The organism is Corallococcus sp. AB030 (assembly GCF_003668965.1).
Taxonomy (GTDB): domain Bacteria; phylum Myxococcota; class Myxococcia; order Myxococcales; family Myxococcaceae; genus Corallococcus; species Corallococcus exiguus.
In genome coordinates, this window is record NZ_RAWQ01000061.1 from 18191 (window position 1) to 45066 (window position 26876).

Here is a 26876-nt window from a genome sequence, read left to right on the forward strand (position 1 = left end):
TGGTTGCTTGAATACGCGTTGCCATTGGCACGGGAATTCTTCAGCATGACCATGCATGTCCGCCCCGGTTGTCTCGCAGGGCCCCGCGGATGCCCCGGCCCGGGCGTCCCATGACGAGGGCCTGAAACACAGTGCGCTCCGGCGCCGGGCGCTGCCGTGGTTGGTGGGCGGCTGGCTCGTGGCGAGCGTGCTGGGGCTGGGGCTCATGGGGGCGAAGGCGAATGTCGCGGGGCTCGCGGCCACGCCCCCTGTCCGGTTGCCGGAGCGCTTCACGCGGGCGCCGGGCATGTGGACGTTGCTCGTCTTCCTCCACCCGCGGTGCCCGTGTTCCCGCGCGACGCTGTCGGAGCTGGCGAAGCTCCTGGACCGGCACGGCGCGCGGCTCTCCACGCACGTGTTCGTCTGGGCGCCGCGTGAAGCCCCGCCGGGCTTCGAGCGCTCGGAGTTGTGGACGCGCGCCGTGGCCCTGCCAGGGGTGGAGGTGGTGGCGGACGTGGACGGGCAGGTGGCGCACGAGCTGGGCGCGCGCACCTCGGGACAGCTGGTCCTCTTCTCGCCGGACGGAGTGGAGCGCTTCGCCGGCGGCATCACCCCCTCGCGAGGCCACGAAGGTGACAGCGAGGGGGGCGGTGCCATCCGGGACCTTCTGGACGCGGAGGCCTCCAGCCCCTCCACCGCGCCTGTTTTTGGCTGTGCCCTCGAAACACCGCTCACGCCCGCGGGTGATGACACGTGATGAGAATCCAGCTGTCCGAATCGGTCGTGTCCGAGCGTGCGCGCCAGCTGTTCGATGCGCAGTGTCTGTCATTGGGCCGGCGGACGGACCGGACCTTCGTGGTCCTGATGGCGTTGCAGTGGCTGGGCGGCATCGCGGCGGCGGTGTACCTGTCGCCCCGGGCCTGGGAGGGGTTGCAGAGCACGGTCCATTCCCACGTGGTGGCCGCGGTGGGGCTGGGCCTGCTCCTGGGCGGCCTTCCGGTGGTGCTCGCGCTCACGCGGCCCGGCCTCGAGTCCACACGGCACGTCATCGCGGTGGGGCAGGCGCTGATGTCCGGGCTGCTCATCCACCTGATGGGCGGCCGCATCGAGACGCACTTCCACATCTTCGGCTCGCTGGCGCTGCTCTCCATCTACCGGGACTGGAAGGTGCTGCTCACCTTCAGCGGCGTGGTGGCGGCGGACCACCTCCTGCGCGGCCTGCTCTGGCCGGAGTCCATCTTCGGCATGCACGCCCGCGAGTCCTGGCGGTGGATGGAGCACACCGCGTGGGTGGCGTTCGAGGACATCTTCCTCATCGCCTCCTGCGTGCAGGGCCGGCGCGACCTCCGGGAGTCCGCGCGGCGCGAGGCGCAGCTGGAGCTGTCCCGGACCGCGGTGGAGGAGCAGGTCGTCCGGCCGCTGATGGGCTCCGCGGACGCGCTGCGCGACTCCGTGCGGACGCTGACGGAGTCCACCGGCGAGCAGCGCCACGAGCTCTCCCGCCAGGCCCGCGCGCTGGAGGAGACGCGGGTGACGGCGGAGGAGATCCGTCAGACGTCGCTGGTCGCCTCGGAGCAGGCGGCCCGGGTGCTGAATGCCACGCAGCAGGCCGGGGACGTGGGCGCGGCGGTGGAGGAGGCCATCGGCCGGAGCGTGGAGGGACTGGCGGACCTGCGCGCGCAGACGGAGGACCTCTCCGCGCGCATCCAGGAACTCGCGGCGTACACCGAGCGGATCGCCGGCATCACCCGGACCGTGCAGGACCTGGCGGACCAGTCCAACGTGCTCGCCATCAACGCGGCCATCGAGGCGGCGAGGGCCGGAGAGGTGGGCCGGGGCTTCGCAGTGGTGGCGCGGGAGATCCGGGGCCTGGCCACCCAGTCCGTCACGGCCACGCAGCAGGTGCGCGCGGTGCTGGATGACACGCGCTCCCGAATCCAGGGGGTGGTGGACCTCACCCGCCAGGGTGGCGAGCGCATGGGCCGGGGCATCGAGACCATCCGCGCCTCCGGCGAACGGCTGGGCATGCTGTCCGGGCTGGTGAAGGGCAACGTGGACGCCGTCCGCCAGATTTCGGCGTCGGTGAGCCAGCAGTCGGCGGGCGTGGCACAAATCTTCACCGCCGTGTCGGACCTGACGGCGCTGATGCAGGCCTCGGTGGCCCGCGTGGAGGCCACCCACGCGGCGGCGGACCGCCTCCAGCAGGTCACCGACCAGGTCCACGGCGTCATCGCGCTGTATCAAGAGAGAACCTGAACGGTCACCGACACGCGGCCTTTCTTGGAGTACATGGACGCCATGAACTCCAGACTCCGTCGTTTTCTGTCGTTTTCCTCGGTCCCCCTCCTCCTGAGCTGCGGCGCTGCCGCGGTGTCGGACACGCCGGCCGAAGCGCTGGCGGTGCAGACGCAGGAGCTGGCCACGGGCACGCCCGCGGGCATCGGGGTGGTGATGTTCCTCAATGAGTACGCCCTGACCTTCAACCAGCTGGACACGCAGGTGCCGCTCAACGCGCTGGCGGCGCAGAGCATCATCAACTACCGCTTCGGGCCGGACGGCATCTCGCACACGGCGGATGACAAGCGCTTCGTCTCCATCGAGCAGGTGGACGCGCTGCCCCAGGTGGGGCCCGCGGCGCTGGCGGCGCTGGAGGCGTACGCCCGGGGCACGGGCCGGGTGGAGCTGCCGGTGGACGGCTGGGTGGGCACGTACCAGGGCGTGTCGTTCAACGTCGCGGAGGCGCGCCGGGTCCTGGCGGTGGTGAACACGCAGTCGCTGACGGCGCTGCAGTCCACGTACAACGTGCCCTCGGCGGCGGCGAACGCGATGGTGGCGGCGCGGCCCTTCTACGACATCCTGAAGCTGGGCCGGCTGCCGGCCGTGAACACGGTGGCGCTCCAGAACCTCAAGGCGGCCACGCAGCTGGGCGAGGAAGGCGACCCGTGCACGGGCGCGGGGACGTGCGGGACGAACCTCCACTGCGAGGGCAAGCCGTATGACGGCTCCAGCCTCTACGGCCGCTGTGTGACGACGCTGGCCATCCCGGGCGACCACGAGTCGTGCTCGCGCTTCGTGCCGTGTCAGGAGGGGCTGGCGTGCCACGGCCTGGACTCGGGCGCGACGGAGGGCTGGTGCCGTCCGGCGTGGATGTCGGGCGAGTTCACGGCGTACGCGGACCTGACGCTGCAGGGCAACACGACGCCGCTGACGGCGACGCAGGCGGTGGTGGGCCTGGCGACGGTGCCGGAGGACATCACGGTGGAGCTGGACCTGGCGCACAACAACCCGTCCAAGCTGGTGCTCACGCTGGAGGATCCGGGCGGTGAGACGGCGCTCCTGTGGGACGGCCCCAACGAGGGCACGCCGCCCAAGCGCATCCCGGTGACGCGCGGCATCCCCCGCGACGGCACCATCAACGGCCTGTGGAAGCTGCACATCGTCAACCCGTCGGGCGTGGGCAACGGCAAGCTGCGCGAGTGGAAGCTGAAGCTCACCAGCCGCTGGGACTGACGCGCATCCTTCGAGTCCATCGAAGAATGATTTGACGCCCGCGAGCCTTGTCCTCGCGGGCGTTCAGAGGGACACGGGAAGCCTCTGGAGGTTTCCCGATGCCCGCGCCCTCGCAGCCTGTCGACAACGCACGCCTCGCGCACGCCCTGGCCCGGGTGGGCCTGGGGATGAACATCGCGCTCCACGGCCTCTTCCGTCTGCCGCAGCTCACGGCGTTCGCGGTGGGCATGCGCGACTCCTTCGACAAGAGCCCGCTGCCGCCCTCGTGGGTGTACGCGGTGAGTCTGGCCATCCCGGTGGTGGAGGCGGTGGTGGGCCTCCTGCTGCTGGTGGGCGTGGAGGTGCGGCGGGTGCTCGTGGCGGGGACGCTGCTGATGATGTTGCTCATTGGAGGCGCCTGCTCCGCGCAGAACTGGAACGCGGCGAGCATCCAGATGACCTACCTGGGCTTCTACGTCGTCCTCCTCGCCACCGTGCAATACGACCACCTCTCCGTGGATGCGTGGCGGCGGGCCCGCGGCGCGGAGTAGGGCTGTGCTATCACTGAGAGTCCCTCCAGCCGGGAGCCTTTCGTGAAAGCACGTCTGTTGATGGTGTTCGCGTCGGTGTCGTTGGGATTGCTTGCCGCGTGCGGCAACGTGGACATGGATTCCACGTCGCTGGCGCAGAGCGAGTCCGATGTTAGAGGTTGTAAGCTGCCCCGAGGTCGCTCAAGGGTACAGGTGGAGGAGGCCCAGAATTTCGGTGGAGATTTTCGAGAGGGCAAACGCTGGTGGCCCCGCACGAGTCGTCCCCCATAGGGAGGGAGTTCCACCCGGCCGTCAAACCTCCGAAGATAGAGAAATGCCCTCCATACACTTCAAATGCGTTGATCGTCTCAACCTCCATCGCGTTTCCGACGACGAATACGAAAGCGGAAACTGGGTTGTCGCGCCGGCCGATGCTCAGCGGCTCATTGGAGGAATGATCTACCTGCACAACACGAAGTCCGAGCGTTCCTACTTCGGCGGCAAGATCAAGTCAGCTCGCCCAGTGCGCACCAACGACCGCATCCCCGATCGTATCGTCTTCCGGTTCGTCCCGCTGTCTGAAGCCAGGGGAATTCGATGGAGGGGAATTGACCACATCAACGCTCATCAGAGCGGTGTGGTGGAAGACTAATAAGCAGCCATTCCCATGATGAAGGAGGAGCGCCTGCGGCCTCTAGTCGTGCACTGCTCCGAACTTCTTCACCGTCATCCTGTCTTCCAGGAAGTGCTCAGCTTCATATGAGAGGCTGACTCAGGATCGGGACCTGCGTAGTGGACCAGTTCATTAGGCTGGCTCACTCGCGCCATCACTCCCTTGGTGAGTTAAGATAAATGGCAGTACGCCGCAGGCTGCAACTCAGGAATAGCATTTGAGAAGAACTCTCTCTGGAAACAAAAAAATGGTGCCAGCAAAGAGCATCCTTGATGCTGCAAAGTGGATTCATAAAGTTGCACTTGGGAAAATGAACCCTCCCGGTGGCTCTTTCCCAAGCAAAGGGTATGCAACATACACCGAATTCTGCCAAAACTTTAAGCTGGGCGAACCCTATAATAACCACTACATGGATCAGCTCTTGCTGGCAGTAATGAAAGAGTGCGACCAACAAGGTTGGCCAGATTTGGCTTCACTGGTCATTCATGAATATGGCACCGGACAGCGCGAAGGACCTGGAGATGGCTGGTATGAAGGGCATGGTTTGTGGAATGGTGATATTCCAACGTGGAGACGATACAGAGATGAGTGCTGGCGTCGTGCGACACAGTTTACAATTCCGTGAATTGATGCGCCTTGGTTAATGCGGTTTTTTTCGAAAAAAGTTAAAGTTCACCCCTCGAGAGAGCCGTCAAGCTCTTGAGGGAAATGACTGAGTAGTACTCAAGAGAGCCTCGACTGAGGGAAAAGTCACAAGATTCTGTTTCTACAAAGACGGCGCCGTTGGTGCGTCTCCTTGAGGCCCCTCGACGATCTCGATAAGTCCAATCCTAGTCCGGATGGCTTCGCAGATGGCATCGACCTGCTCTATAATTCGCTGCTGATTCTCTTCTGCTTCTTCCCAGTACTTCATGTCGAATCCTTTCTTTTGTCTGCCCTTGTAGTAGTATGAGAACGCTTCCCGTCTGGAAAGGTTCTGTAATTCGTGAATTTTTACGAAGACCTCTCTGGGGAAAAAGGGCTCGTTTTCCGCTATTACGCTCACTGCTGCATTGAAAGCCTCGGCGAACTCTTTGTATCGTCGCTCTCGGCGCTCCTCCTCCGTTTCGCGTACATCCACCACGTCACCGACTGGCCGGAGCGTCAGGGTCTTTATCTTCAATGCGTGGAGAGCTTTCCATGTGTCGGCGTACAACTGGAACTCCTTCGCAAACTGCAGATTATGCACTCGGTGCCTTCGTGAGTGCTCAGCCTCAATGTTCTTTAGGAGAACGTCCGTGCGCTCCTTCAACGTGTGAAGACGCTGCGCGGACTCCGCCTGCAGTGCCTGGAGTTCCCGCTGTATGGCAAGTTTTTCACGCTCAAGGATGCGGTTGGCCCAAACTTTTCCGAGCCAGTTCGACAGCCCAAGAATAATGCCGCCCGCGCTGCCGATGGAGAGGAGAATGGACCAAGCCAAATTCCACGTTTCCAAGATCGTCATGGTCTTCGAGTGCCTCCAACCGCGTGTGTTGATGTAAGTGTCGTCTTGATACGACCATAGGCGGCAGCACGCTGGATTCGCCGGGTATGCAGTGAGGGTGGACCCAAGCCCCTAACGACTACTTTGCCTCATATGGCTGGGAAAGTGCCCCTCTCCTAACCCTATAAGCCTGGAAGCCGGGCACACCTGCACAGCCGTGCGCGCCGTCCCCAGAAGTTCTACTGAGACTTTCGCAGGGGCTATCGTCCCTCTGCTCCTCCCGCTTCCCCTGGAGCCCCCCGGCCTCGCACTGCACTGCGATGCCCTACCGACCCCTGTTCTCTCAAGCGCCCGCGCGCTCGGAGGCAGGGTTCCCCCCTGTGTCAGGGAAGTTGTCGCCTCGGCTGAATGGCCGGGATGACCACGCCTTGGGGGCGAGAGCAGACAGGACGCAGTGCCGTACACGGATGCATTCAAGTCTCAGATGGTGAAGCGGATGGTGGGCCCGGGGGCGGTGAGTGCGGCGGCGCTGGCCCGCCAGGTGGGCGTCTCGCAGCCGACGTTGTCGCAGTGGTTGCGGGAGGCGAATAAGTTGGCGGCGATGACGCCCCCACCCGAGGAGAAGAAGCCTGCCGTGCCGAAGAAGTGGACGCCCGAGGAGAAGCTGCGCGTGCTGGCGGAGGCGCACGGACTGGAGGGCGAGACGCTGGGGGCACTTCTGCGCCGGGAAGGGCTGCACGAAGAGCAGTTGGCGGAGTGGCGGGCCGCGGCCGCTGGAGCACTTGCCCAAGGCGCGCAGACGGCCTCCTCCGGAGCGCTGACGGCCAGCCAGCGTCGTCGGCTGGCCTCCTCGGAAAAGCGGGTGAAGGAGCTGGAGCGGGAGCTACGCCGCAAGGAGAAGGCGCTGGCGGAGACGGCGGCGCTGCTGGTGCTCGAAAAAAAACTTCAGGCGATGGGCTGGGACGAGAAGGACGTGGACGACGAGGACGACGCAGCGGACGAGAAGCACGAGAAATGACGCTCGCCCACGTGCAGGAGGCCCTCCAGCAGGGCGTGCGGCTGGAGGCCGTCTGCGAGCGGCTCGGGGTGGCCCCTCGCACTATTCAGCGCTGGCGGAAGCCGGGCACCGCGCAGGACGGGCGGGCAGGTCCGCGCACCCGGCCCGCCAACCGCCTGTCCGAGGCGGAGAAGCGCCGCATGCTGGCGGTGGCCAACAGCGAGGAGTTCCGCGACGTCTCGCCCAAGCAATTGGTGCCGAGGCTGGCGGACAAGGGCGAGTACGTGGCCAGCGAGGCGAGCTTCTACCGGGTGCTGCGCGAAGCGGGCCAGTTGGCCCACCGGGGCCCCGCGAAGCCGCCCACGCCGCGCCCCAGGGCCGAGCACATGGCCAGCGCACCCTGCCAGGTGTGGAGCTGGGACATCACCTACCTGAAGGGCCCGGTGAAGGGCACCTTCCTCTACCTCTACCTCGTGGTGGACGTCTTCAGCCGCCGCATCATGGGCTGGCGCGTCCACGAGGAGGAGGCCTCCACGCATGCCGCGGCCCTCATCCGCGAAACCTGGCAGGCCGCGGGCTGCCCCCAGGGCCTGGTGCTGCACTCGGACAACGGCGGCCCGATGAAGGGCGCCACGATGCTCGCGACGCTGCAATGGCTGGGCGTGGCGCCTTCCTTCAGCCGGCCCCGCGTCTCGGACGACAACGCCTTTTCCGAGGCCCTCTTTCGTACCCTGAAGTACCGCCCCGCCTTCCCTCAGCGCCCCTTCGCGTCTGTCGGGGAGGCTCATGCATGGGTGGCGCGTTTCGTCGCCTGGTACAACACCGAGCACCGGCACTCCGCCATCCGCTTCGTCACGCCCGACGACAGACACTTCGGCCGCGATGCAGCCCTGCTCGCCCAGCGCCACCAGGTGTACCAGCGCGCCCGCGCACGTCACCCCGAGCGCTGGAGCCGCGACACCCGCGACTGGACGCCCGCGGGCCCCGTGCGCCTCAACCCCTCACCGGAAGTGCAGGAGCTGAAGCACATCGGCTGAACCCTCTCACGCGACAACTACCTTGACGCTCACCGGTGGCGGCGCTGCCGGTGCTGGACGGCTACCGCCACGGCGGCGGCATGCAGGCGGTGGGCAGCATCCTGGCGCTGCCCATGGAGCAGGGGCCCGGTCTGGGGCGCATCGCGCTCTATGATTACAACCCATCCCTGACGCCGAGCCCGTTTGCCTTTGTCCACGGTGAAACGGCGACCGCGGGCACGGCCTCGTTCACGAAGCTGTCGGACGGGCATTTCCTGCTCCTGCTCGGGCAGGTGGACGCGAACACGCTGGAGGTCTTCCGCTCCTCGGAGGCCGACCTCCACTCCGCGTCCAACCAATGGGTGCGCGTCGACACGTGGCGGAAGTCGGAGCTGCCGGACGGGCAGTGGGGCGCCTTCCAGAACCTCAACTTCGTGACGGACTGCAATGACTCACAGCTCTACCTGGTGGGCACACGGCTGGGGGGCCTGCGCTGGGGCGCGGTGAGCGACGACTACGCGCACCTGTACCGGGTGCACCTGGACGGCCACATGCGCCTGGAGCACGTCGCCTCCAAGCACCTGTACTGCAGCAACGATGGCTCACGGCAGTGCAACCTGGACGCCGCCGCGGGTCTCTTCGTGGGGCCCGACCGCGGCCTCATCCTCTACGGCACCGAGCACGCGGATGACGGTCCCGGTTCGACGGTGAAGATGGTGGAGTTCCGCGGCATCTGGGCGGACACCCGCTGCCGCACGGACATCTGGCACGCCTACGTCGACTTCTACGACGACTCCAACTTCAGCGACCGAGGCGTCATCTTCGACTTCGAGGACCAGGGCCTGAAGAACTGGGCGCGCTTCGACGACGTCGACAGGTTCAACGACAAGACCTCGTCGGTCCGCTGGTGCATTCCGCCGGGCTACCGGGTGCGGCTCTACGACGACTCGAATTACAAGGGCAGCTACAGGGACCTCGTGGGCGACGGCACGCTCCACGAAGCCAACCTGAACAGCAAGGCCTGGGGCTTCAACGACAAGGTGTCCTCCGCGCGCTGGCTGAATGAGTGACGCGGAGGGCGGCTGGCGGTGCGGTGCGGGGAGGTGTTATCGCAGGGAGTCATGCGATCTCGCCTCTCGCTGCTCGTCCCACTGCTGCTCTGCGCGTGTGCAAGCGGCCCGTCACCGCGCGCGGAGGAACCCGGCGAGGAGCGCCTGCCGCCAAGGAGCCCCATGAATCCGGATGCCCCGTCCCTCAAGCGTGGTGAGGCACTGTTGCGCCATGGCACTGGCAGCGACGTGGTCCTGCCGGCCGAGCCGGTCCCCATTGCCCAGGAGCTCGGAGCCCTCGCGGGTTTCGGCCAGACCTGGACGTCGTGCTCGGCCCGAGCGTCGGTCTACCTGTTCGACAGCTACGGTGACGCGACCACGGCGGATGCGCGGCTGAGGAAACAGGTGCCCGAAGGGAAGCACGGCGCCGTGACGGTCAACGGAGACTGGCTGATATGGGCCACCGCCGATGCGACGGACGAGGCCGGCCGCGACGTCATCGAGCGGGTGGTCTCCGCCTTCGCGGGCGAGGAGTGAGGCCGTGAATCAGGACGCAGGGACCCGCACGGGTGAGGAGAGTCGCTCCCGCCGGAAGTGGGTCTTCATCGTCCTTGGCGTGATGGCCTGTTCGTGTCTGGGCGTGGTGGTTGTCAACACGGTCCGCAACTTCGTGCGCTTCGGACAGCGCGCCCGCGCGGCGGAGTGCAAGTCGAACCTGAAGGCCTGGTACGCGCTCCAGCGGCGGCACTTCCAGGACACGAAGACCTACGAGCCGGTCTTCGCGAAGGTGGGCTTCGCGCCCGAGCGGGGCAACCGCTACGCATACTTCGCGGGCCGGGGACCGATGGAGGTTCGCGACCAGGAGCGGAGCGAGGCCCCTGAAGGCGCGGTGTCCATCGGTGCGGACACCTACCGGTTCACCTACCTGCGCCCCATCGACGTGGAGGCGCTTCATCCGTCATTGAGGGCCCGGCTTGGTGTCTCCGGCACGTGCCCCACGTGCGAAATCACCCTGGCGTGCGTGGGGAACACCGACGACGACGCGACCCTGGATGTCTGGGTCCTCTCCACCGGACCGCTGGACCTCCAGGACGCGGACGGAGACCCCGTCGAGCCCGGTGTCCCCGTGCAGCTTGTGGACGACACGAAGGACTGATCATGCGCGAACCATGATGAAGGCATGCGGGGCGGGTGACGCGGAGCGGAGGGGCAGGCGTACGATGCTCACGCCCAGAAAGGCGGACCATGCATCGCTCCTTCCTCTTCTTGCTGCTGCCGCTCACCTTCGGCTGTGCCACGACGCCCGCCACCCCTCGCGCCGCCGCGCCCGTGCAGGCGGCCCCCGCGGAGAAGAAGGGCCTGCTTTCGCTGCCGGAGATCCTCCAACGCATGGAGGCTTCGCCCGTGAAGTACGAGCTGGGTGAGAAGGACTCCCCGCCGGATGGATGGGCTGACACGCTCTGGCCCCAGCGGATACCTCCGCTGCCCTATGCGCGAGTCGTGAGGGAAGGGGGCTCGGCCACCCTCGCGCCGCCACACGAGACCCCCGAGTCAGAGCGCCTGCTCGCGGAGGCCGAGCCGCACTTCAAGGACAACCGCTTCGACGAAGCCGCGAAGTTCTACGCGCGCGCCACCGAGGCCTGTCCGACGTGTGCGAACGCCTGGATCTTCCGAGGCGACGCGGCGCTCTTCGCCGCCAGGCCAGAGGAGGCGCTCGGCTACTACCGCAAGGCCGCCGAGCTCAACCCCGATGACTATCGCGGGCACTTCTTCATGGGGCACGCGTTGTCGCGGCTGGGGCGGCGTGCCGAGGCCCGCGAGGCCTTCGCCTCCGCGCTGGTACTCAACCCGCGCCTGCCCACGCTGCGCACGCTGCTCAAGAAGTATCCCGGGTTCGGGCTCGTCATCACGCCAGACGTGGTGGTGCCGCGCGGCATGGCCGAGCGAACGGAGACCGGCGTGGCGGCGAGGTACGACGGTCACTACGGCACCGCGTGGCTCGCGTTCGCGGCGTGCAAGGCTCTGTGGCTGGGGGAACCCTCGCATCGCAAGGAGATGACGGGCAGCGACAGTGACACCCAATTCACCTCCACCGAGGAACTCGAGTGCCTGGGCGCCGCGCTCTCAGGCTACGAGGTCGCGAAGGAACAGAAGGACGCGGACGCGGACACGACGATTCCAGACAAGGGCCTGGAGCGCCTGGAGCGCATCGTCGAGGCCGGGATGGTCGACATGCTCGTGCTCTTCGAGCTCGCCTCGCGCGTCCATCCGCAAGCGACGTTGACGATGAGCGAAGACGCGCGCCAGCGGCTGCGCGCCTACATCCTCGAGTTCGTCCTGCTGGAGCGCGGCTGAATCGCTGGAGTCATATTAGATTTGACTAATATTAGTGCGGACTGTAGTGACTCCGTGAACGGAGGAGGTCCACACATGCTTCACCAGCTCATTGGCGCCCAGTTCCGCACCTGCGTCGAACGTGACTACGAAGGCAAGCCGGCCCACGTGGTCGTCGCGCAGCGCGTGTACCCCACGACCATCGAGGACCTGTGGGACGCGGTCACCAACGCCGAGCGCATCCCGCGTTGGTTCGCGCCCGTCGAGGGCCAGCTGCAGAAGGGCGGCCGCTATCAGATCAAGGGGAACGCGGGAGGCACCATCACCCGGTGTGACAAGCCCTCGGCGTTCGACCTGACCTGGGAGATGAACGGCGGGATGAGCTGGGTGACCATCCGCCTGGCGCCGGAAGGGAAGGGCACGCGGCTGACGCTCGAGCACATCGTGCACTCGGCGGACGTGGAGCAATTCTGGAGCCAGTTCGGCCCTGGCGCCACGGGCGTGGGCTGGGATTTGAGCTTCCTGGGCCTGGGCATGTACCTGGAGACGGGCAAGGACGTGGCCGCGGAGGCCGCCGCGTCGTGGGGGACGTCCGACGAGGCGAAGACCTTCATGCGTGCGAGCGCCCAGGCCTGGGCCGACGCACACGTGGCGGGCGGAGAGGCGCCGGACGTGGCACGCGGGATGGCCGAGCGCACGGCCGCGTTCTATACAGGGGGCTGATGCACGCCTTCGACGTCCTCGGCGATCCGGTCCGCCGCCGCATCCTGGAGCTGCTCGCGGAAGGCGAGCACGCTTCGGGCGAGGTCGTGGACGTGATCCAGCGCGAGTTCGGCATCACGCAGTCCGCTGTCTCGCAGCACCTGAAGGTCCTGCGGGACAACGGCTTCGCGACGGTGCGGGTGGATGGCGCCCGACGCCTCTACGCCGTGGACGCCGCGCCGCTGGCGGAGGTGGACGCCTGGCTGGACCGCTTCCGTGCGTTCTGGACGCCGAAGCTGGACGCCCTGGCTACAGAAGTCGCGCGGGGAAAGAAAAAGAGGGGCGAGTAGGCGGCAGGCGCCCCCACGGCCCACGCCGTGTCACTGGACGCGGCGCGCTGCCCTCGGCAGCGTCTGGCTCCGGCTCCCTTCCCCCTGGAGCCCAAGGAGTCCAAAGGATGAAGCTCAAGGCGCTCTGCATCGCCGTATCGCTGCTGGCCGTCCCGGGCGTGGCCACCGCGCAAGGCGCGCTGGATTCGCTCAAGAAGGCCGCGGGCGACGCCGGCAAGTCCACCGTGGAGAAGCGCGTCAACACGAAGCTCACGGACGAGGGCCGCAAGAACCAGTGCAGCTTCAAGACGGGCACCGCCGAGCTGGCCCCCGGCTGCGACGCGAAGCTCAAGAAGCTCACCAACGCCCTCGTAGACGCGAAGAAGCAGCTCGTCGCCGCTGGCGTCAAAAGCTACAAGTTCGAGGTCTCCGGCCACACCGACTCGACGGGTGACGCCGCGAAGAACAAGACGCTCAGCGAGCAGCGCGCGGAGGCCATCGTCAAGGAGCTGGTCGCGCGAGGCATCCCCCGCGGCGAAATCACCGCCGTGGGCTTCGGCTCAGAGCGCATGCTGGTGAAGCCGGACAACACCGAGGCGAAGAAGGCGCAGAACCGCCGCTACGAGCTCCAGGTCCGGCTGTAATCCGTCTCACCGTGTGACAGAGGGCGGCGGTCGTGGCGCCGCCCCCTCACTCAGGCCTTCACCACCTCGAGGATGCTGGTCCCACTCTGGGTGGGGATGAGGCGCTGGACCTTCCAGCCGGTCGCGCTGAGCAGTGCCTGGAACTCGTTGTAGGTGCGCTCGCGCCCGTTGGCGACCACCAGCATGTTGAGGTCCATCAGGTGGGTGATGTCGGGCGTCCGGTTGTCCGGAATCACCATCTCCACCACGAAGAGCCGGGCCGAGGAGGGAGCGGCCTCATGGAGCCGGCGCAGGAGGGTGGAGCAGGCGTCATCCTCCCAGTCGTGGAGGATGTGCTTGAGCAGGTAGGCCTCGGCTGCCGGCATGCCGGGCTCGAAGAAGTTCCCGGTCACCACGTCCACCCGGCTGGCGATGCCCCGGGACTCCAGGACGGGCTTCGCGCTTTCGGCGACCTGGGGCAGCTCGAAGAGGATGCCCCGGCAGGAGGGATGGGCGCGCAGCACCTGCGCCAGGAGGTCTCCGTGGCTGCCTCCAATGTCCGCCACGCGGGCGAAGGGGGAGAAGTCGACGTGCCGGGCCACCTGACTGGCGACCATCTCGGACCAGTCCCCCATGGACCGGGCGAAGTGCTCCGCCTCGTCGGGGTTCTTGGCGAAGTGGGCCCAGATGTCGGAGCCCAGCGCGGCCTGGATGGGAGAGCTCCCGGTGCGAATCGCCTCGGGGAGGCGCCCCCAGGGCAGCCAATGTGACGGGCTGGCCTGGATGATGGCCAGCTCCCTCAGTGAGCCCGGGACGTTCGAGCACAGCCCCTCGCCCATCGGCGTCAGGGCGAAGGTCCGCTCGGCGAAGGCCACGAAGATGCCCGTGGCGAGGCCGGCGCGCATCAGCCGGAACAAGGCGTCTGGATGGACGCCCAGCTGGGTCGCCAGCGAATCACTGTCGCGGGCCCCTTCCTCGAGCAGGTCCGCGATTCCCAGGCGGGCCACGGTGCCAATGACCTGGGTGCGCCAGTAGCTGGTGATGGCCAGGTGGAGCTGCTGCGTGGGGGACGGACTCTCGCCAGGCATGTTTTCCATGGCGCGAGTCTAACGCCGGGATCCCCGGAGTAGGCTCTTTCCGTGGAAGGCGGATGCCAGGAAAGGTCGTGTGGAATGTCGGCGCAATACGATGACATTGGCGTGAAGGTGGCGGACTGGGATGTCCTCCCGGTGCGTTCGGAGTACATCGAAGGTCACACCTTCTTCAAAGCGCTCGGCTCCGTGAAGGGGCAGTCCGTCCTGGACCTGGCCTGTGGTGACGGGCTGTACACGCGGCAGTTCCAGGCGAGGGGAGCGCAGCGGGTGGCCGGCGTGGACATCTCGGAGGAGATGATTCGCGCAGCCCGGCAGCACGAATCAGCCCAGCCCCTGGGAATCGAGTACCACGTGTCGGACGTGGCCGACATGGCGCCGCTGGGTGTCTTTGATTGCGTGACGGCCGTCTATCTCCTGCACTATGCGAACTCACCCGAACACCTGCTGCGCATGTGCCGGAACATCCACGCCCACCTGAAGCCCGGGGGCCGCTTCGTCACCTACACCTTCAACCCCGGGTTCAGCGCGAAGGGGCCGAACAGCACGCGCTATGGCATCACGATGTTGGACTTCCCGGAGTCACCCAGGGAGGGGCAGGGCATCTCCGCGCAGCTGCACACGAAGACGCCCTTCACCATCCACTTCTCCCACTGGAGCCGGGACACCTACGAAAGCGCGCTGCGCGAGGCGGGCTTTCACAACCTCACCTGGATGCGCCCGGAATGCTCCCCCGAGGGCATTGCCCGGTATGGCCAGGAGTTCTGGCAGGACTATCTGGACAACCCGCACGCGGTCGCGCTGCGCTGCGAGCGGTGAGCTTTCCCCTATCCTTGGGGCGCCTGATTCACGCCTCGGCTGAACCCTTTCACGCGACAACTACCTTGACGCTCACCGGAACCCACTCCGGCCTGAGCCGTTTCCCCGCCCTTGCGTCATGGGGGCGCAACTAGAACTCTCTTCATTCTATGATTCTCCGTGGAACCAGAAAAGGCGACATGCGCTCCGTCCGGATGGTGAAGCAGTTATGTGGGACCTAATCGCAGCTAGACCAGCCCGAGCGCACTTCACCTCGCACCTGGCGGTCGCAGCACTATTGCTTTCCTTCGGTTGTACTTCCGCCAATTCTCATAGAACAGGCCGGACGACGTTTGCCTTGGCGCAAGCTGAGTGCAACCAGAGCGACTCTACTATTTCCTGTTGCCTCAAGAGACATCCGTACAGCCCTGAAAGTTGCGGAGCTGAAGCGCCTGTAAGACCGCCTCAACCGCCCATTCTCCTCCCGCCGCCGGGGGCTACGGGCCCCTCCAGGGCAGAAGAGTTACCAACACCAGCAGAGAGAGAACGCTGGCGATCAGAAATATGCGAGCCGCACTACAACAAGTGTGTAGACAAAGGAGGCGGAACAACGCCCGGCCGCGTCCACAACGAGACGCAATGTAAAGCCTGTTACGAATACTGCACGCGCAGAGGTTTTTGGCCCAGCTCTGCCAACGGGAAAAGGTGTCCAGGAGGATGAAGAACCGCCAGCCGCAGAAGACAGAACGCGAGCCCATTGGTGCACTGGAGAGCGGTAGGCTTCACCTCTCTTTGTCAAAGGCGACCTTCGCGGAGTTCGAACGCACATTTCTGGAACACCAGCGAGCATGGCTGCGCAAGGCGAAGACGCCGAAGGAGCAGCTTGTCATCAAGCGAAGGACGGCTGAAGACATTCTACTGGGCGCTTACGGGCGCGAGTGCACCTGGGCTGAATTCAGTCGCGCGTTGCGTCGCACCGAAAAAATGGGCTACGACAATCCAGGAAGGCGAGCACACATTGCGTGCTTGTTTGCATTGACCGTCAAGCAGTTTCCCAGCCAGTCCGAGAGGGCGCGGCGGAAGCTGGATGAAGCAGAGAGACACCTGCTCTTCCTGCGCAAAGCGCACCCTGTGCGGAAGGAAAACCTAAAAGACATTCAACGCATCCGGCGGATGGCCGGATGGGAGACAAGTGCTCCACAGGCGCGCTAGCACCTTGATGAAGAACCGGTGTTCCGACCACCAGTCGAAATGACCGCGGCTGGGTGAGAAGTAGATGCCACGGTCGGCATCCAGGACCTTCTCCCAGACACTGCCGCCGTCCTTCTTCTTGAGTTCGCCCGCGCGGAAGGGGCGCGAGCTTCTTCACGCCCGCGCTCACCACGTGCGCAGTGCCTCGCGCTCGTGGTCCTGGAATGCCCTTTTCCTCAGCGCCCCTGGAACTTGGGCGGACGGCGCTCGGCGAAGGCGGAGAAGGCCTCCGTCAAATCCAGTGACTGGAGGAACGCCGAGTTCCACACCGCCACGTAGCGCAGCCCGTCCGCGATGGACTTGTCCGCGCAGTACTCCATCACCTGCTTGGCGCCCTGGACCACGAGCGGCGGGTTGTCCGCGATGCGCCTCGCTGTCGCCCGCGCCTCCGTGAGCAGAGCCTCGGGGGAGGGGAAGACCTCGTTGACCAGTCCCATGCGCAGCGCGCGCGCCGCGTCCACGTCACCGCCTGTGTAGGCCAGCTCGCGCGTGTTCCCCTCGCCAATGATGCGCGGCAACCGCTGGAGCGCGCCCAGGTCCGCGACGATGCCGACCTTCACCTCGCGCAGGGAGAACTTCGCCTCCTGTGAGCAGTACCGGAAGTCACACGCGGCGATGAGGTCCATGCCCCCGCCAATGCACCAGCCATGCACCGCGGCGATGACGGGCTTCCTGCACCGGGCCATGCCTTCCGTGGCCTGCTGCATCTCTCCAATCAGCTTGAGCAGCCGGCTGCGCTCCAGCGCCAGGTTGCTCTCGCCGGTGAGCAGCGGCCCCAGGGACTCCATCATCCCCATCAGGTCCAGGCCGTAGGTGAAGTTCTGCCCCTCACCGCGCACCAGCAGCACGCGCACGGCGTCGTCAGCGTCCAGCGCTCGGAGCGCCTCGGGCATCTCCCGCCAGAAGTCGGGGCCCATGGCGTTGCCCTTGCCCGGGCCGGTGAGCACCAGCTCGGCGATGCCGTCGGCCTTCTCGATGCGCAGTGACTTGTACGTGCCGTCCATCCGTTCCCTCCCAGCGAAGTGAGCGGACGGCACTTGAGCAGATGCCGCTCAGGCGGGCCAGAACCGGTGGCACTCCGCGCTCCATTCGGCATGGCGGGCGCGGCCGGACATCCAGGTCTTGTAGCGGTACTCATGGCGGCTGCGCTTCTGGAAGTAGAAGGACCAGCGCCCCGACTCCCGCACCCCGAACACGGTGCCGAACTGCATCAGCTCGTCCTGGTCCACCTTCCAGAACGACCGGAAGCCATGCGTGCCCACGTCGTACCAGGAAGCGCCGCTCACGCCGCGCTCGTATTCGAGCTGCGCGGTGCCCGCCGTGCTCAGCATGCCGGGCATGTAGTCATGCATCGACGCGGAGGCCGACGACTGCTGGCTGCCGCCCAGGGTCTTCCGGGCTGCGTTGAAGCGGGCCTCCATGACCTGGACCTTCGCCTGATACCTCGCCGCGTCGTTGGGCGCGTTCGCTCCCGCCGAGTTCGCGTTCAGGTGGTACACCGTCGGCGAAGCGGGGTCTCCGGTGACGAAGATGGAGCACCCCTGGAGGGCGGCGGTGACGAAGTAGTTCGCGTGCGAGCCCAGCCGCACGCAGTGGGTGCTGTCGAAGCCCCAGTGCAGGTAGTAGATGTCGAAGGACTGAGCGACCACGGGGCCGCCCACCACCAGGGCCATCAGGTTGTGGTCCCCGTTGAACATGACGCCGGTGCCCGGCTCGGTGATGGGGTTCGTGTTCTCCGACAGGTCGACGGCCTCGTGCAGCGCCCCGCTGAGCACACAGCCCTGCGTGTCGTAGACCGTGGCCTCCAGTCCGTGCGGGTCCAGGTTGCGCTCGTGCATCATGCGCTTCAACCCGACGAGCGACCGCTGCTGGGACGGCGGCGCCGGCACCGTGAGGGACGGGAAGACGGCCTGCTTCGAGGCCTTCTTCACCAGGTCTTGCGGCTTGTAGAGGGGAACGAGCGCCAGGGGCCATCCTCCGCGTTGGGGGCCGCGCGAGCATACCGCCATCGGCGTCAGGGCACGTCCATGGCCGTGGGATCCGCCTTCCAGCGCTGGAGCTGTTCCTTGGAGGGAAAGCCCGTCACGCGGTAGCGCTCCGGGTACACGCCCAGCTCGGGCATCAGCAGCGTTCCAGCGTCGCGCACCACGAGGTCCCAGCGGACCGCGGCCACCGGGGGCGCGTCGGGGCCCAGCGTCGCGTCGATGAAGAGGATGACGTCCGCTCGCGGGAGCAGCGCCTCGCCTTCGTTGGACCAGACGGTCTGACCGAAGTAGCGCCCCTCGGCGTCCTTCTCCGGTAGGAGGCTGGCGACGAAGACCTCGCTGTGCTCCTGCTCCTGTTGTTTCCGGAGCCTGTCGGTCTGGTCCTGGTAGCCGCGCACCTTGCTGGTGAACGCCAGGTTCTCCAGGATGCTCCGCGCCGGGCTCTTGGGTCCGGGGAGGAAGGGCTTCCATCCGTCGGCCGTGAGGCGCAGCGCGCTCCCATCCACGGGGCGCGGCGCCTGGACGCCCTCCAGCGCGGCCTCCGCCAACGTGAGCAGGCCCGTGGCGTCGTCGGCGCCGGTGATGAGCACCGTGTCCCGGTTGGGGACGACCACCACCGGATCGCCCTTCACCTCGCAGCCGCGCACCACGTCGTCCAGCAGCAGCCGTGAGGCACCGTAGCTGTCGTTCGTGAAGATGGCGCAGACGCCCAGGGTCAGGTGCCGGAGCGGCACGGCCTCCATCCGTCGCAGGTTGGCCATCGCATCGGCGCGGGCCTGCTCGTAGGAGATGCCCCAGCGCGCCAGCTCCTCCGTGGGCACGTAGCGCATGGCGTCTGGAGTGTCCTGGACGATCGCCTCCGCCAGCACCTCGCCCACCGGCCGCCAGGACACCGGCGCGGACTCACCGGCCTGCTGGGAGAATGCCTCGAAGGTGTCGCGGGCACGCACCACGAGCCTCAGCAGGGGACGCGCCTGTTCGTAGGTGGCCGCGGCCTCCGGGAGCACGCCTGCCCGCCCCAACCGCGCGAGCACCTCGCCGCGCCGCTCGGGCGGGGTGGCCTGGTACTCGCGGTAGAAGTTCGCGAGGAAGAGGGACATCCCCAGACCGCCGTCCGGGGCGATGCGCTGGATGAGGAATTGCTCCGGGTCGTACTTCAGCTCGCCCGTGGGGTCCGCGTCGCGGAGGGCGGCCAGGGCCAACTGGACGTATTCATCCCGGTCGCTCCGCGCCGAAGACAGCGTTTCATGAACCTCTGGCGTTCCGTTGGCGAGGACCAGCGCGGCGACGAGCACCAGGGCCGACACACCGAAGCCGGCCACCTTCCACTGCGTGTTGCGTGACATGGGCCCGGCAGCAGACACCCGCCGGGCCGCATCGCGCAACCACGCCGCTCCGGCGGCCTCCCTACGCCGTCCGCGAGCGGCGGCGGCGCAGCAGCAGGGCCAGGGGCAGGAAGCCCCAGAGCGGCGCGCCCGTGGACGAGCACCCGCAGCCGGAGTCCTCGGGCTCCTCCGGAGCGCCCGTGCCCGCATCGACCGTCGTGCCCGCGTCCGGCCGCGTGCCGCTGTCGGTGCCTGCATCCACACCCCCGTCCGTGCCCGCGTCGCCGCCACCATCCGTGTCGCCGCCACCACCGTCGGTGCCGGCATCCACGCCGCTGTCCAGGCCCGCGTCGCCGCTGCCGGCGTCCGGCTTGTCCTCTTCCGGTGTGATGCTCAGCACCCGCCCGTGCACGCGGGTCACGTACAGGCCGGGGCCCGAGTCGAAGCGCTGGTAGACGATGACCGCCTTGTGGGGCGCGATCAGGGAGATGCTCGCCGGGTTCGCGTTGTCCTGAGCGGGCCACACGTCCAGCGGCGCGGGCGTCAACACCGTCCCATCCAGCGATACGCGCACCAGCTTGAGACCCATGAATGCATCCGACCCCTGCTGCCAGAGGACGGTGAAGCCGGAGCCGTCGAACATCGGCTGCGCGAACCGCTTCATCGAATAATCCGCGATGATGACCTTTCCGTCCGGGTCCTTCAGCGTGCCGTCGCTCGCCACGCGCGCGGCGCGGATCTGCGGCAAACCCCCTCCGTTGCGGTAGTCCGACCAGGTGACCAGGAAGTCACCATGCGCGGCGACGTCCGGCTCGTACTGGGTGGACCTCGCGGCGGAGATGATCCGCGGTGTCGCATCCACCAGTTGCCCGGTGGGGCTCACCCGGGCGGCATGGATGTCGTAATCGCCGTTGTAGTTCGCCCACACGACCAGGAAGTGGGTGCCGTTGAAGGCCACCTTGGGCTGGCTCTGCGTCTGGGCGGTGGAGGCAGGCCTGGGAAGCTGGATGGGGCTCGACACCGAGCCGTCCTCGCGAACCATCACCCCGGTGATGCGGCGGCCCGCCGCCTCCCAGACAACGAAGAAGGTGTTCCCGGCGCTGGCGACGGAGGCGGGGCCGGTCAGGGTGTACGTGGCGAGCGCGAGGGGCTGCGCATCAATGAGCGTTCCGTCCGCCCGCACCCGCTGGGCCTTGACGTCATAGCTGGAGCCCCCCTCGCCCCAGGCCACCAGGTACACGCCGTCGCCAGCGCTCACCTTCGGACTGACCACGTACGTCGGGGAGGGGAGGACCCGCACGTCGCCCATGGGCTGCCCGTCGGCGTTCAGCGGCTGGATCCGGATGCTGGCGGTGCTCGCGGCCTCCTCGCCCAGCTGATCCCTCCACGCCACGAGCCCGGTGCCTCCCGAGGAGGCCACGCTCGGCACGTCCTGGAAGTTGGCGCCCCAGGCCAGATAGCGGCCCTCTCCATCCACCACGGTGCCGTCGGTCTCGAAGCGTCCGGACTTGAGGCCGAACGAGCCGACGTACTCGGTCCACACCGCGCGCAGCCGCGTGCCGTCGAAGTAGAGGTCATGCAGCGCCTTCTGCCCCGAGTGGGTGAAGAGGGGCACCCGCGCGGTGTCCTTCACCACGCCGTCCTTGCCGAAGCGCACCCCGTAGAAGCGCTCGTCGTAGGAGCCAGTCGCGGCGCGCCAGGTGACCCAGGTCTGCGTCCCGTCGAAGGCGATGGCCGGGCCCTGCTTGTAGTCGTAGCTGGCGGGCGTGATGCGCACCCCGGTGCCGTCCAGCGGCGCACCCGCCAGGCTCACCCGTCCCCCATAGAAGTCGCCGTAGCTGGAGGGGTCCCGGCCATCGCTCCACACCACCTGGTAGTTCGTCCCGTCAAAGAGGGCCCGGGGACTCCCCTGGTAGCTCGATGCGACGACGCTCACCGGGATGCCCGCGGCGTCCAGCACCTCGCCGGAGGGCGCCACCCGCGTGGCATAGAGGTCCCACTCGCTGGTCTCGCCCACCTGGTGGCGGCCATCCCCCCAGGCCACGAGGAATCCATCCGGACCGCCCGCGACGGTGGGGTTCGCCTGATTGCCGGACGCAGAGACGAGCACCCGCGGGGTGGGATCCAGCACGGTGCCGTCGTCGCGGATGCGGGCCCCGAGGATGTCGTGGTCGTAGATGCTGCGGGTCCCGCGCTGCCACACCACCAGGCTCACCCCTCCGGACGAGGCCACCCTCGGGGCCTCCTCCCACTCACCGTCGATTTCCGGGATGGGGGCGGAGATGCGGAAGCCATCAGGCGGAGTGGTGACGGTGCCGTCGGGGCTCACCCGCGCGCCGTAGATGGCGTAGTTGCGGTTGTCCCGGTAGTCCTGCCACACGACGAGGAACTGCTTGCCGTCCCACGTCACCGCGGGCGCTTCCTGGCCGTAGGGCGCGGTGCACAGGGGGATGCCGGCCGGGTCCAGCACGTTGCCTTCCGCGTCGATGCGCGCGGCATAGATTTCCGGGCCGGTGCCATAGAAGGCGCTGTTCTCCCCACGCCGCTCGTCGCCCCAGACCAGCAGCGTGACGCCGCCGCCAGTCGCGGCGCGTGGCGCCCGGACGTTGGCCAGCAACCGCCCGTACCGGGGCGACTCCAGCGAGAACTCGTTGGACAGCTCCGTCGCCCCAACCACCGAAGCCCACAGCCACATCACCAGCACGGCACGCATCGACACCATCCCCCGGAAGAGGGCGGCATCATCCCCAATTCGCACCCCAGCGCGCCAGCTCAGGGCTCGTTGAAGATGAGCAGTCCCCGGGAGGTGTCCACGACGTACACGTGGCCGTCTCCGGGAACGCGGATGCCAATGGCTCCTTCGAGCAGGTCATCGCCCCGGTGAACGTCGGACTCACGGAACGTGTTGAAATGGGCGATCTCACGCGGCTGTGGGGGAACGGAGACGTCCAACACGCGCAGCCCTTCCTGGTACCAGGCGATGTAGAGCCGCGTGCCCCTGAGGATCATGTTGTGGATGGAGGTCTGCGGGCGCAGCTTGTAGCGACCCATGAGCTGGATGTTCGTGGGGTCCGTGACGTCCAGCACGCGCAGGTGGGCGCCCTGGTACTCGCCTCCCTCGAATGCGACGGTCTTGCCCGCGAAGGTGCCCACCGCGCTCGCGTGACTGGTCGCGAAGCTGTTGTCGGTCTCGAACGTGTAGTGGCCCAGTTCCAGCGGGCTCATCGGGTCCTTCACGTCGAAGACGACGTAGCCCGCGCTGAAGTGGTTGACGTAGAGCCGATCCTGGTAGGCGAAGGAGTCATGCGCCGAGGGAACCGCGGACTCCGTGTCGGCGGCGGTGAAGCGATTGAGCAGGACGGGTTGAAGCGGCGTGGAGATGTCGAAGACCAGCGTCTCGCCAGTGGGCGCGGGACCCGGCGACACGGCGTAGAGCCGGTTGCCATCCACGAACATCGTGTGGACGTCGATGGGTCCGCGGCCGGGCACGCTGCGCACGAAGGTCGGGTCCGCGGGATGGCTGATATCGAAGACGATGACGCCCGAGCTCTTGCTGGCGATGTAGAGCGCGTCGTCCTTGGCCCAGGCTGCGTTCCAGTACGAGTCTCCCGGGAGGGTGATCCGCTTCGTGATGACGGGGTGACTCGGGTCACGGACGTCGATCACCGCGAGCCCTCCCGGGGCCTGCGTGAGCGGGTCGTCAATGGAGACGACGTAGGCGTGGCCCCGGTGGACATACACATCCACCGGGCGCACCGCCTGGACATGGGTCTCGGAGAGGAGTCGCAACCCTCCCGAGGATTCAGCCTCGCCCCGCGCCCAGGTCATCCGCGCGGCTTCGAAGGTGCCGGAGGTGGCCACCTTGCCGTCGGTGCAGCGGGCGAAGCAGCCCGTCACCAGCCCGGGCGCGGTGATGCCGCAGCCCGCGAAGACCAGGTTCCGGACGGTGTCCCGGAAGGTGTACTGCGCGGAGAAGCGGAAGCCTCCCTGGAGTTGCTGCCGCGTGACCGGAGCGCTCCGCATCATCGGGAGGTAGTTCATGGTCGCGGTGCCGCCCTCCTCGGGGACCCGGATGCCGGCGAAGTCCGCGAAGCCCGAGGCGTGGCGCATGTCCACCTGGTAGATGCCATGCGGCTCCAAGGTGGCGAGCGAGGCGGTGTCACACTTCGACAGGTCGAAGAGGGACGGGTCGTCGCAGTCGACGACGGTCCCCGGAGGCGGTGTGAACGCGCAGGGGGCGTACTCGCCCCGGTCGACCCAGTCCGACGGGTCGACCAGGGGCGTGTAGGTCCCGTCCCAGGGTTCCTCGGGAGGAGGCGGCGGGGGCCCGGATGTGTCGGAGCAGGAGGACGACAGCAGGGCACAACCGAGGATGACTGCACGCAGGGCAGGGGACTCGAGGGCCATGCCCGGGAGTGTATAGCGTTGCGCCGGGTGAGAGGGATTCGCCTCCTGCCTTTGTGGCCCGAGCGTTCAGTGGACAATCACTCGCGAGGAGGTGCGCATGTCGGGTAGGTTGCCCCGATGCTGGTAGCCATGTTCATCTTTGTCGTCGCACTCTTCCTGGCCATTGGAGGCCTGCTTTTCGTCGGCATCCCGTCCTGGGAGCAGAACCGATACGAACGCGTCCGTCGCGAGGGTCAACGCTATCTCGCCGTCATCAAGGAGGTCAGCACCTCCAATAACGACCGAAGCCAGGCGTGGCTCCTGCTGAAGCTCGAGACTCCGTCGGGTCCGGTGGCGAAGCGGCTGATCGTGAAGTTCACGGAGGCGATCACCTGGGAATTCCTCTCCACGGCGCGCGTGACGGATCGGCCGGTGTACGTGCACTGCCTCCTGGACGAGCGCGTCGGGGAAGACGTGCGTCAATTCGGCTTCGTCCTCGAAGAAGCGCCAGTCACGCCTGTCGCAAGGGGGTGAAAAGCCCTGCTCAATCCGTCATCAGCACCATCAGCACCTCCGTCAGGGACCGGGCCTCGGCGTGATTCGGATTCAGCCGCAATGCCTCGTCAACCATCACCTGGGATTCCCCCAGCCTGCCATTCTCCTTGAGGTGCGCGGCGTAGGCGTAGAAGGCCTCCGCCGACTCCGGCTCTTTCGCGATGCGGTCCAGGAGTGGCTTCTCCTCGGCGTCAGGCGGCAGGAAGGCTGAGTCGGGAGGGCAGGGGTCGCCGTACTGGCCCTTGATGCTCTTGGAGTACGCACCCGGCGCGTGTGCCTTCACCGCCTTCATGAGCTTCTTGATGTCCGTGTCGCCGCCCTTGGGGCACAGGCCGAGGACGGCGATGTACAGCCCCTTGTTGAGGCCGGGATATTCATCTGACTTCGACACGCCCGGGAACCCGGTGGTCGACAGGCGGACCCAGAGCACCTTGGGCTTCAGCTTGTCGAGCGCGGCCTGGGCCTCTTCCTCGGTCTTCCCGCCGCCGACGATGACGATGTCATAGGTCCGCGGCTTGGGCTCCTTGGCCAAAGCCGTGAAGGGAAGACAGACGTAGAGGAGGAGCAGGAGTCGTGAGGTCATCCCACGACTCTAGTTCAAACGCTCAGGCCTTCACCGTCTCGATGATGCTGGCCCCGCTCCGGGTGGGGAGGATGCGCTCCACCTTCCAGGACGTGGCGGTGAACAGCGCCTGGAACTCGTCCCGGGTGCGCTCGCGGCCGTCGGCGAGCACCAGCATGTTGAGGTCCATCAAGTGGCTGGGGTGTGGACTCCGGTTGTCCGGAATCACCATCTCCAGCACGAAGAGCCGTGCCCCGGCGGGAGCTGCCTCGTGGATGCGGCGCAGGATGGTGAGGGAGGCGTCGTCCTCCCAGTCATGGAGGATGTGTTTGAGCAGATAGGCGTCGGCCGCGGGGATGCCGGGCTCGAAGAAGCTCCCGGTCACCACGTCCACCCGGCCGGCGAGGCCCCGGGACTCCAGCGCCGCCTTCGCGCCCTCGGCGACCTTGGGCAGGTCGAAGAGGATGCCCTGGCAGGAGGGATGGGCGCGCAGCACCTGCGAGAGCAGATCGCCGTGGCTGCCTCCAATGTCCGCCACGCGAGCGAAGGGGGCGAAGTCGATATGGTGCGTCAGCTCGCTGCCCACCAGGCCGGACAGATTTCCCATGGCCTGGGCGAAGTGCTCCGCCTCGTCGGGATTCCGGGCGAAGTGCTCCCAGATGTCGCAGCCCAGCGCGGCCTGCACCGGGGCCCTGCCCGTGCGAACCGCCTCGGAGAGGAGCCCCCAGGGCGACCAGTGGGACTTGTCGCTCTGCATGATGGCCACCGCCCGCAGCGAGTCCGGGACGTCCGAGCGCAGCCCTTCGCCCATCGGTGTCAGGGCAAAGGTCCGCTCGGAGGCAGCCGTGAAGAGGCCGGCGGTGATGCCGCCGCGCATCAGCCGGAACAAGGCGCCCGGGTGGACGCCCAACTCCGCCGCCAGCGAGTCACTGTCGCGGGCTCCTCCCGTGAGCAGGTCCGCGATCCCCAGGCGGGCCACCGTGCCGATGACCTGGGTGATCCAATGGCCATTGATTGCCGCGAAGAGCTGCTGCGTGGGAGACGGATTCTCGCTGGGCATGGTTGTCATGCCAGGAGTCTAAATCCGTTCGTGGAAGGCGGGGGCAGCCGTGGGAGCAAACCGGGCGCGGGGGGAACCGTGAAGCAGACATCCATCCCGCTCTGCCCTGGAGCGCCCGGTTCAGGGAGACGGAGGCGGCTCTCGCAGGAGTTGGTGCTCCTTTGCTTGAACCGGTCCCAGGTGCTGCTTGAACCAGGGGAACAAGGAGGGGCCGTCATCGAGCCGCAGTTCGCCGCCCTGCGCTTCCTCCCCCTCGCACCACCGTGTCTCGTTCATGCGCAGCACGTCCCCGCGTACCAGTTGCCCGAACACCACCTGACCGTCCCGGAACTGCATTTCCAGGAGGGCGGATTCCCAGGGCGGCGTCGTCAGGGCCTTGTCCTCCGTCACCACGGCCTGGGCGAGCGCGGGCCGGAGTTGCTCCAGCAACGGTTCGGGCATTCGCGCGAACACCTTGTCTCCCTGACAGGCGATGAGCCGGACCGATACGACAAGAGCCGCATCTGCCTTGAGCCGCTTTGCGGCGCTGATGCCATGCGAGGCGACGCCTTGCGGGTGTGGCGCCCATCCTGATCACGAGACGCGCCGCACCTCCGCGCGCTGCGGCGCGAGCGTGAGGTTCATGGCGGCGTCCCACCGGTCCGAGAGCGCAAGGGAGCGGAGGTCCAGGATGTGCTGGC

The 26876-nt window shown here is 67.1% G+C and carries 26 protein-coding genes and 1 pseudogene; 17 read left to right on the plus strand and 10 right to left on the minus strand.

Annotation, left to right across the window (positions count from 1 at the left end; genetic code table 11):
- Window positions 1–55 precede the first annotated feature (55 nt).
- The 6 genes from D7Y15_RS16710 (at window position 56) to D7Y15_RS44165 (ending at window position 5296) form a co-directional block, all read left to right on the plus strand.
- The gene (locus tag D7Y15_RS16710; protein WP_148712788.1) at window positions 56–736 is read left to right on the plus strand and encodes a RedB protein; all 681 of its coding nucleotides are present in this window, start codon (window positions 56–58) and stop codon (window positions 734–736) included.
- Window positions 736–2235 (plus strand): methyl-accepting chemotaxis protein, encoded by a 1500-nt coding sequence (locus D7Y15_RS16715; protein WP_121753205.1) that lies wholly within the window; start codon window positions 736–738, stop codon window positions 2233–2235. The genes D7Y15_RS16710 and D7Y15_RS16715 overlap by 1 nt, the downstream gene beginning before the upstream one ends.
- A gap of 42 nt (window positions 2236–2277) precedes the next feature.
- Window positions 2278–3489: a proprotein convertase P-domain-containing protein gene (locus D7Y15_RS16720; RefSeq protein WP_121753221.1), complete on the plus strand. Its 1212-nt coding sequence runs from the start codon at window positions 2278–2280 to the stop codon at window positions 3487–3489.
- A 98-nt stretch (window positions 3490–3587) separates the two neighbouring features.
- Window positions 3588–4019 carry a MauE/DoxX family redox-associated membrane protein gene (locus D7Y15_RS16725; protein ID WP_121753206.1) on the plus strand — a complete coding sequence of 144 codons (432 nt, stop codon included), beginning with the start codon at window positions 3588–3590 and terminating at the stop codon, window positions 4017–4019.
- A gap of 313 nt (window positions 4020–4332) precedes the next feature.
- Window positions 4333–4650 (plus strand): hypothetical protein, encoded by a 318-nt coding sequence (locus D7Y15_RS16735; protein WP_121753207.1) that lies wholly within the window; start codon window positions 4333–4335, stop codon window positions 4648–4650.
- Window positions 4651–4888: 238 nt separating this feature from the next.
- The gene (locus tag D7Y15_RS44165; protein ID WP_148712789.1) at window positions 4889–5296 is read left to right on the plus strand and encodes a hypothetical protein; all 408 of its coding nucleotides are present in this window, start codon (window positions 4889–4891) and stop codon (window positions 5294–5296) included.
- Between the two features lie 141 nt (window positions 5297–5437).
- Here D7Y15_RS44165 and D7Y15_RS16740 read toward each other — a convergent pair whose 3' ends face one another.
- Window positions 5438–6154 (minus strand): hypothetical protein, encoded by a 717-nt coding sequence (locus D7Y15_RS16740; protein ID WP_233604980.1) that lies wholly within the window; start codon window positions 6152–6154, stop codon window positions 5438–5440.
- 433 nt (window positions 6155–6587) lie between these two features.
- Between D7Y15_RS16740 and D7Y15_RS16745 the strand changes: the two are divergent.
- The 8 genes and pseudogenes from D7Y15_RS16745 to D7Y15_RS16780 all read left to right on the plus strand — a co-directional run bounded on the left by D7Y15_RS16745 (window position 6588) and on the right by D7Y15_RS16780 (window position 13204).
- Window positions 6588–8167 (plus strand): annotated as a pseudogene (locus D7Y15_RS16745) (IS3 family transposase).
- A gap of 35 nt (window positions 8168–8202) precedes the next feature.
- A complete protein-coding gene (locus tag D7Y15_RS16750) occupies window positions 8203–9216 on the plus strand; it encodes a hypothetical protein (protein WP_121753208.1) in 1014 nt (337 codons plus the stop codon).
- Between the two features lie 51 nt (window positions 9217–9267).
- Window positions 9268–9732, plus strand: a complete 465-nt coding sequence (locus D7Y15_RS16755) for a hypothetical protein (protein ID WP_148712790.1) — start codon at window positions 9268–9270, stop codon at window positions 9730–9732.
- 4 nt (window positions 9733–9736) lie between these two features.
- On the plus strand, window positions 9737–10351 hold the full coding sequence (locus D7Y15_RS16760; RefSeq protein WP_158624511.1) for a fimbrial protein: 615 nt from the start codon (window positions 9737–9739) through the stop codon (window positions 10349–10351).
- Between the two features lie 89 nt (window positions 10352–10440).
- A complete protein-coding gene (locus D7Y15_RS16765; RefSeq protein ID WP_121753210.1) occupies window positions 10441–11550 on the plus strand; it encodes a tetratricopeptide repeat protein in 1110 nt (369 codons plus the stop codon).
- Between the two features lie 75 nt (window positions 11551–11625).
- Complete coding sequence (locus D7Y15_RS16770; protein WP_120579559.1) at window positions 11626–12252, plus strand: SRPBCC family protein; 627 nt, start codon at window positions 11626–11628, stop codon at window positions 12250–12252.
- Entirely contained in the window at window positions 12252–12581 is a 330-nt protein-coding gene (locus tag D7Y15_RS16775; RefSeq protein WP_014396181.1) for a helix-turn-helix transcriptional regulator, read from the plus strand. Before D7Y15_RS16770 ends, D7Y15_RS16775 begins: the two co-directional genes overlap by 1 nt.
- Before the next feature lie 107 nt (window positions 12582–12688).
- Window positions 12689–13204 (plus strand): OmpA family protein, encoded by a 516-nt coding sequence (locus D7Y15_RS16780; protein WP_120579560.1) that lies wholly within the window; start codon window positions 12689–12691, stop codon window positions 13202–13204.
- Window positions 13205–13254: 50 nt separating this feature from the next.
- Here D7Y15_RS16780 and D7Y15_RS16785 read toward each other — a convergent pair whose 3' ends face one another.
- A complete protein-coding gene (locus D7Y15_RS16785) occupies window positions 13255–14280 on the minus strand; it encodes a methyltransferase (protein WP_121753211.1) in 1026 nt (341 codons plus the stop codon).
- Window positions 14281–14355: 75 nt separating this feature from the next.
- Here D7Y15_RS16785 and D7Y15_RS16790 point away from each other — a divergent pair, with 75 nt between their 5' ends.
- Both D7Y15_RS16790 and D7Y15_RS16795 read left to right on the plus strand, forming a co-directional pair.
- Complete coding sequence (locus tag D7Y15_RS16790) at window positions 14356–15093, plus strand: class I SAM-dependent methyltransferase (RefSeq protein ID WP_121753212.1); 738 nt, start codon at window positions 14356–14358, stop codon at window positions 15091–15093.
- A gap of 696 nt (window positions 15094–15789) precedes the next feature.
- Entirely contained in the window at window positions 15790–16284 is a 495-nt protein-coding gene (locus tag D7Y15_RS16795; protein WP_121753213.1) for a hypothetical protein, read from the plus strand.
- 215 nt (window positions 16285–16499) lie between these two features.
- Here the strand turns inward: D7Y15_RS16795 and D7Y15_RS16805 are convergent, their stop codons facing one another.
- The 5 genes from D7Y15_RS16805 to D7Y15_RS16825 form a co-directional block, all read right to left on the minus strand.
- Window positions 16500–17327: a crotonase/enoyl-CoA hydratase family protein gene (locus tag D7Y15_RS16805; protein WP_120581043.1), complete on the minus strand. Its 828-nt coding sequence runs from the start codon at window positions 17325–17327 to the stop codon at window positions 16500–16502.
- Window positions 17328–17375: 48 nt separating this feature from the next.
- On the minus strand, window positions 17376–18332 hold the full coding sequence (locus D7Y15_RS16810) for a hypothetical protein (RefSeq protein WP_121753214.1): 957 nt from the start codon (window positions 18330–18332) through the stop codon (window positions 17376–17378).
- A gap of 5 nt (window positions 18333–18337) precedes the next feature.
- Entirely contained in the window at window positions 18338–19654 is a 1317-nt protein-coding gene (locus D7Y15_RS16815; RefSeq protein ID WP_121753215.1) for a hypothetical protein, read from the minus strand.
- A gap of 61 nt (window positions 19655–19715) precedes the next feature.
- Window positions 19716–22346 (minus strand): MYXO-CTERM sorting domain-containing protein, encoded by a 2631-nt coding sequence (locus tag D7Y15_RS16820; RefSeq protein WP_148712791.1) that lies wholly within the window; start codon window positions 22344–22346, stop codon window positions 19716–19718.
- A gap of 59 nt (window positions 22347–22405) precedes the next feature.
- The gene (locus D7Y15_RS16825; RefSeq protein WP_121753217.1) at window positions 22406–24040 is read right to left on the minus strand and encodes an LVIVD repeat-containing protein; all 1635 of its coding nucleotides are present in this window, start codon (window positions 24038–24040) and stop codon (window positions 22406–22408) included.
- 129 nt (window positions 24041–24169) lie between these two features.
- Between D7Y15_RS16825 and D7Y15_RS16830 the strand changes: the two genes are divergently transcribed.
- Complete coding sequence (locus D7Y15_RS16830; RefSeq protein ID WP_148712792.1) at window positions 24170–24553, plus strand: hypothetical protein; 384 nt, start codon at window positions 24170–24172, stop codon at window positions 24551–24553.
- A gap of 10 nt (window positions 24554–24563) precedes the next feature.
- Here D7Y15_RS16830 and D7Y15_RS16835 read toward each other — a convergent pair whose 3' ends face one another.
- From D7Y15_RS16835 to D7Y15_RS16845, 3 genes are all read right to left on the minus strand, one after another.
- Window positions 24564–25157 carry a hypothetical protein gene (locus D7Y15_RS16835; RefSeq protein WP_120581365.1) on the minus strand — a complete coding sequence of 198 codons (594 nt, stop codon included), beginning with the start codon at window positions 25155–25157 and terminating at the stop codon, window positions 24564–24566.
- 22 nt (window positions 25158–25179) lie between these two features.
- Window positions 25180–26196, minus strand: a complete 1017-nt coding sequence (locus tag D7Y15_RS16840) for an acetylserotonin O-methyltransferase (RefSeq protein ID WP_233597509.1) — start codon at window positions 26194–26196, stop codon at window positions 25180–25182.
- Between the two features lie 120 nt (window positions 26197–26316).
- The gene (locus D7Y15_RS16845) at window positions 26317–26637 is read right to left on the minus strand and encodes a hypothetical protein (RefSeq protein WP_120581367.1); all 321 of its coding nucleotides are present in this window, start codon (window positions 26635–26637) and stop codon (window positions 26317–26319) included.
- Window positions 26638–26876: the final 239 nt, after the last annotated feature.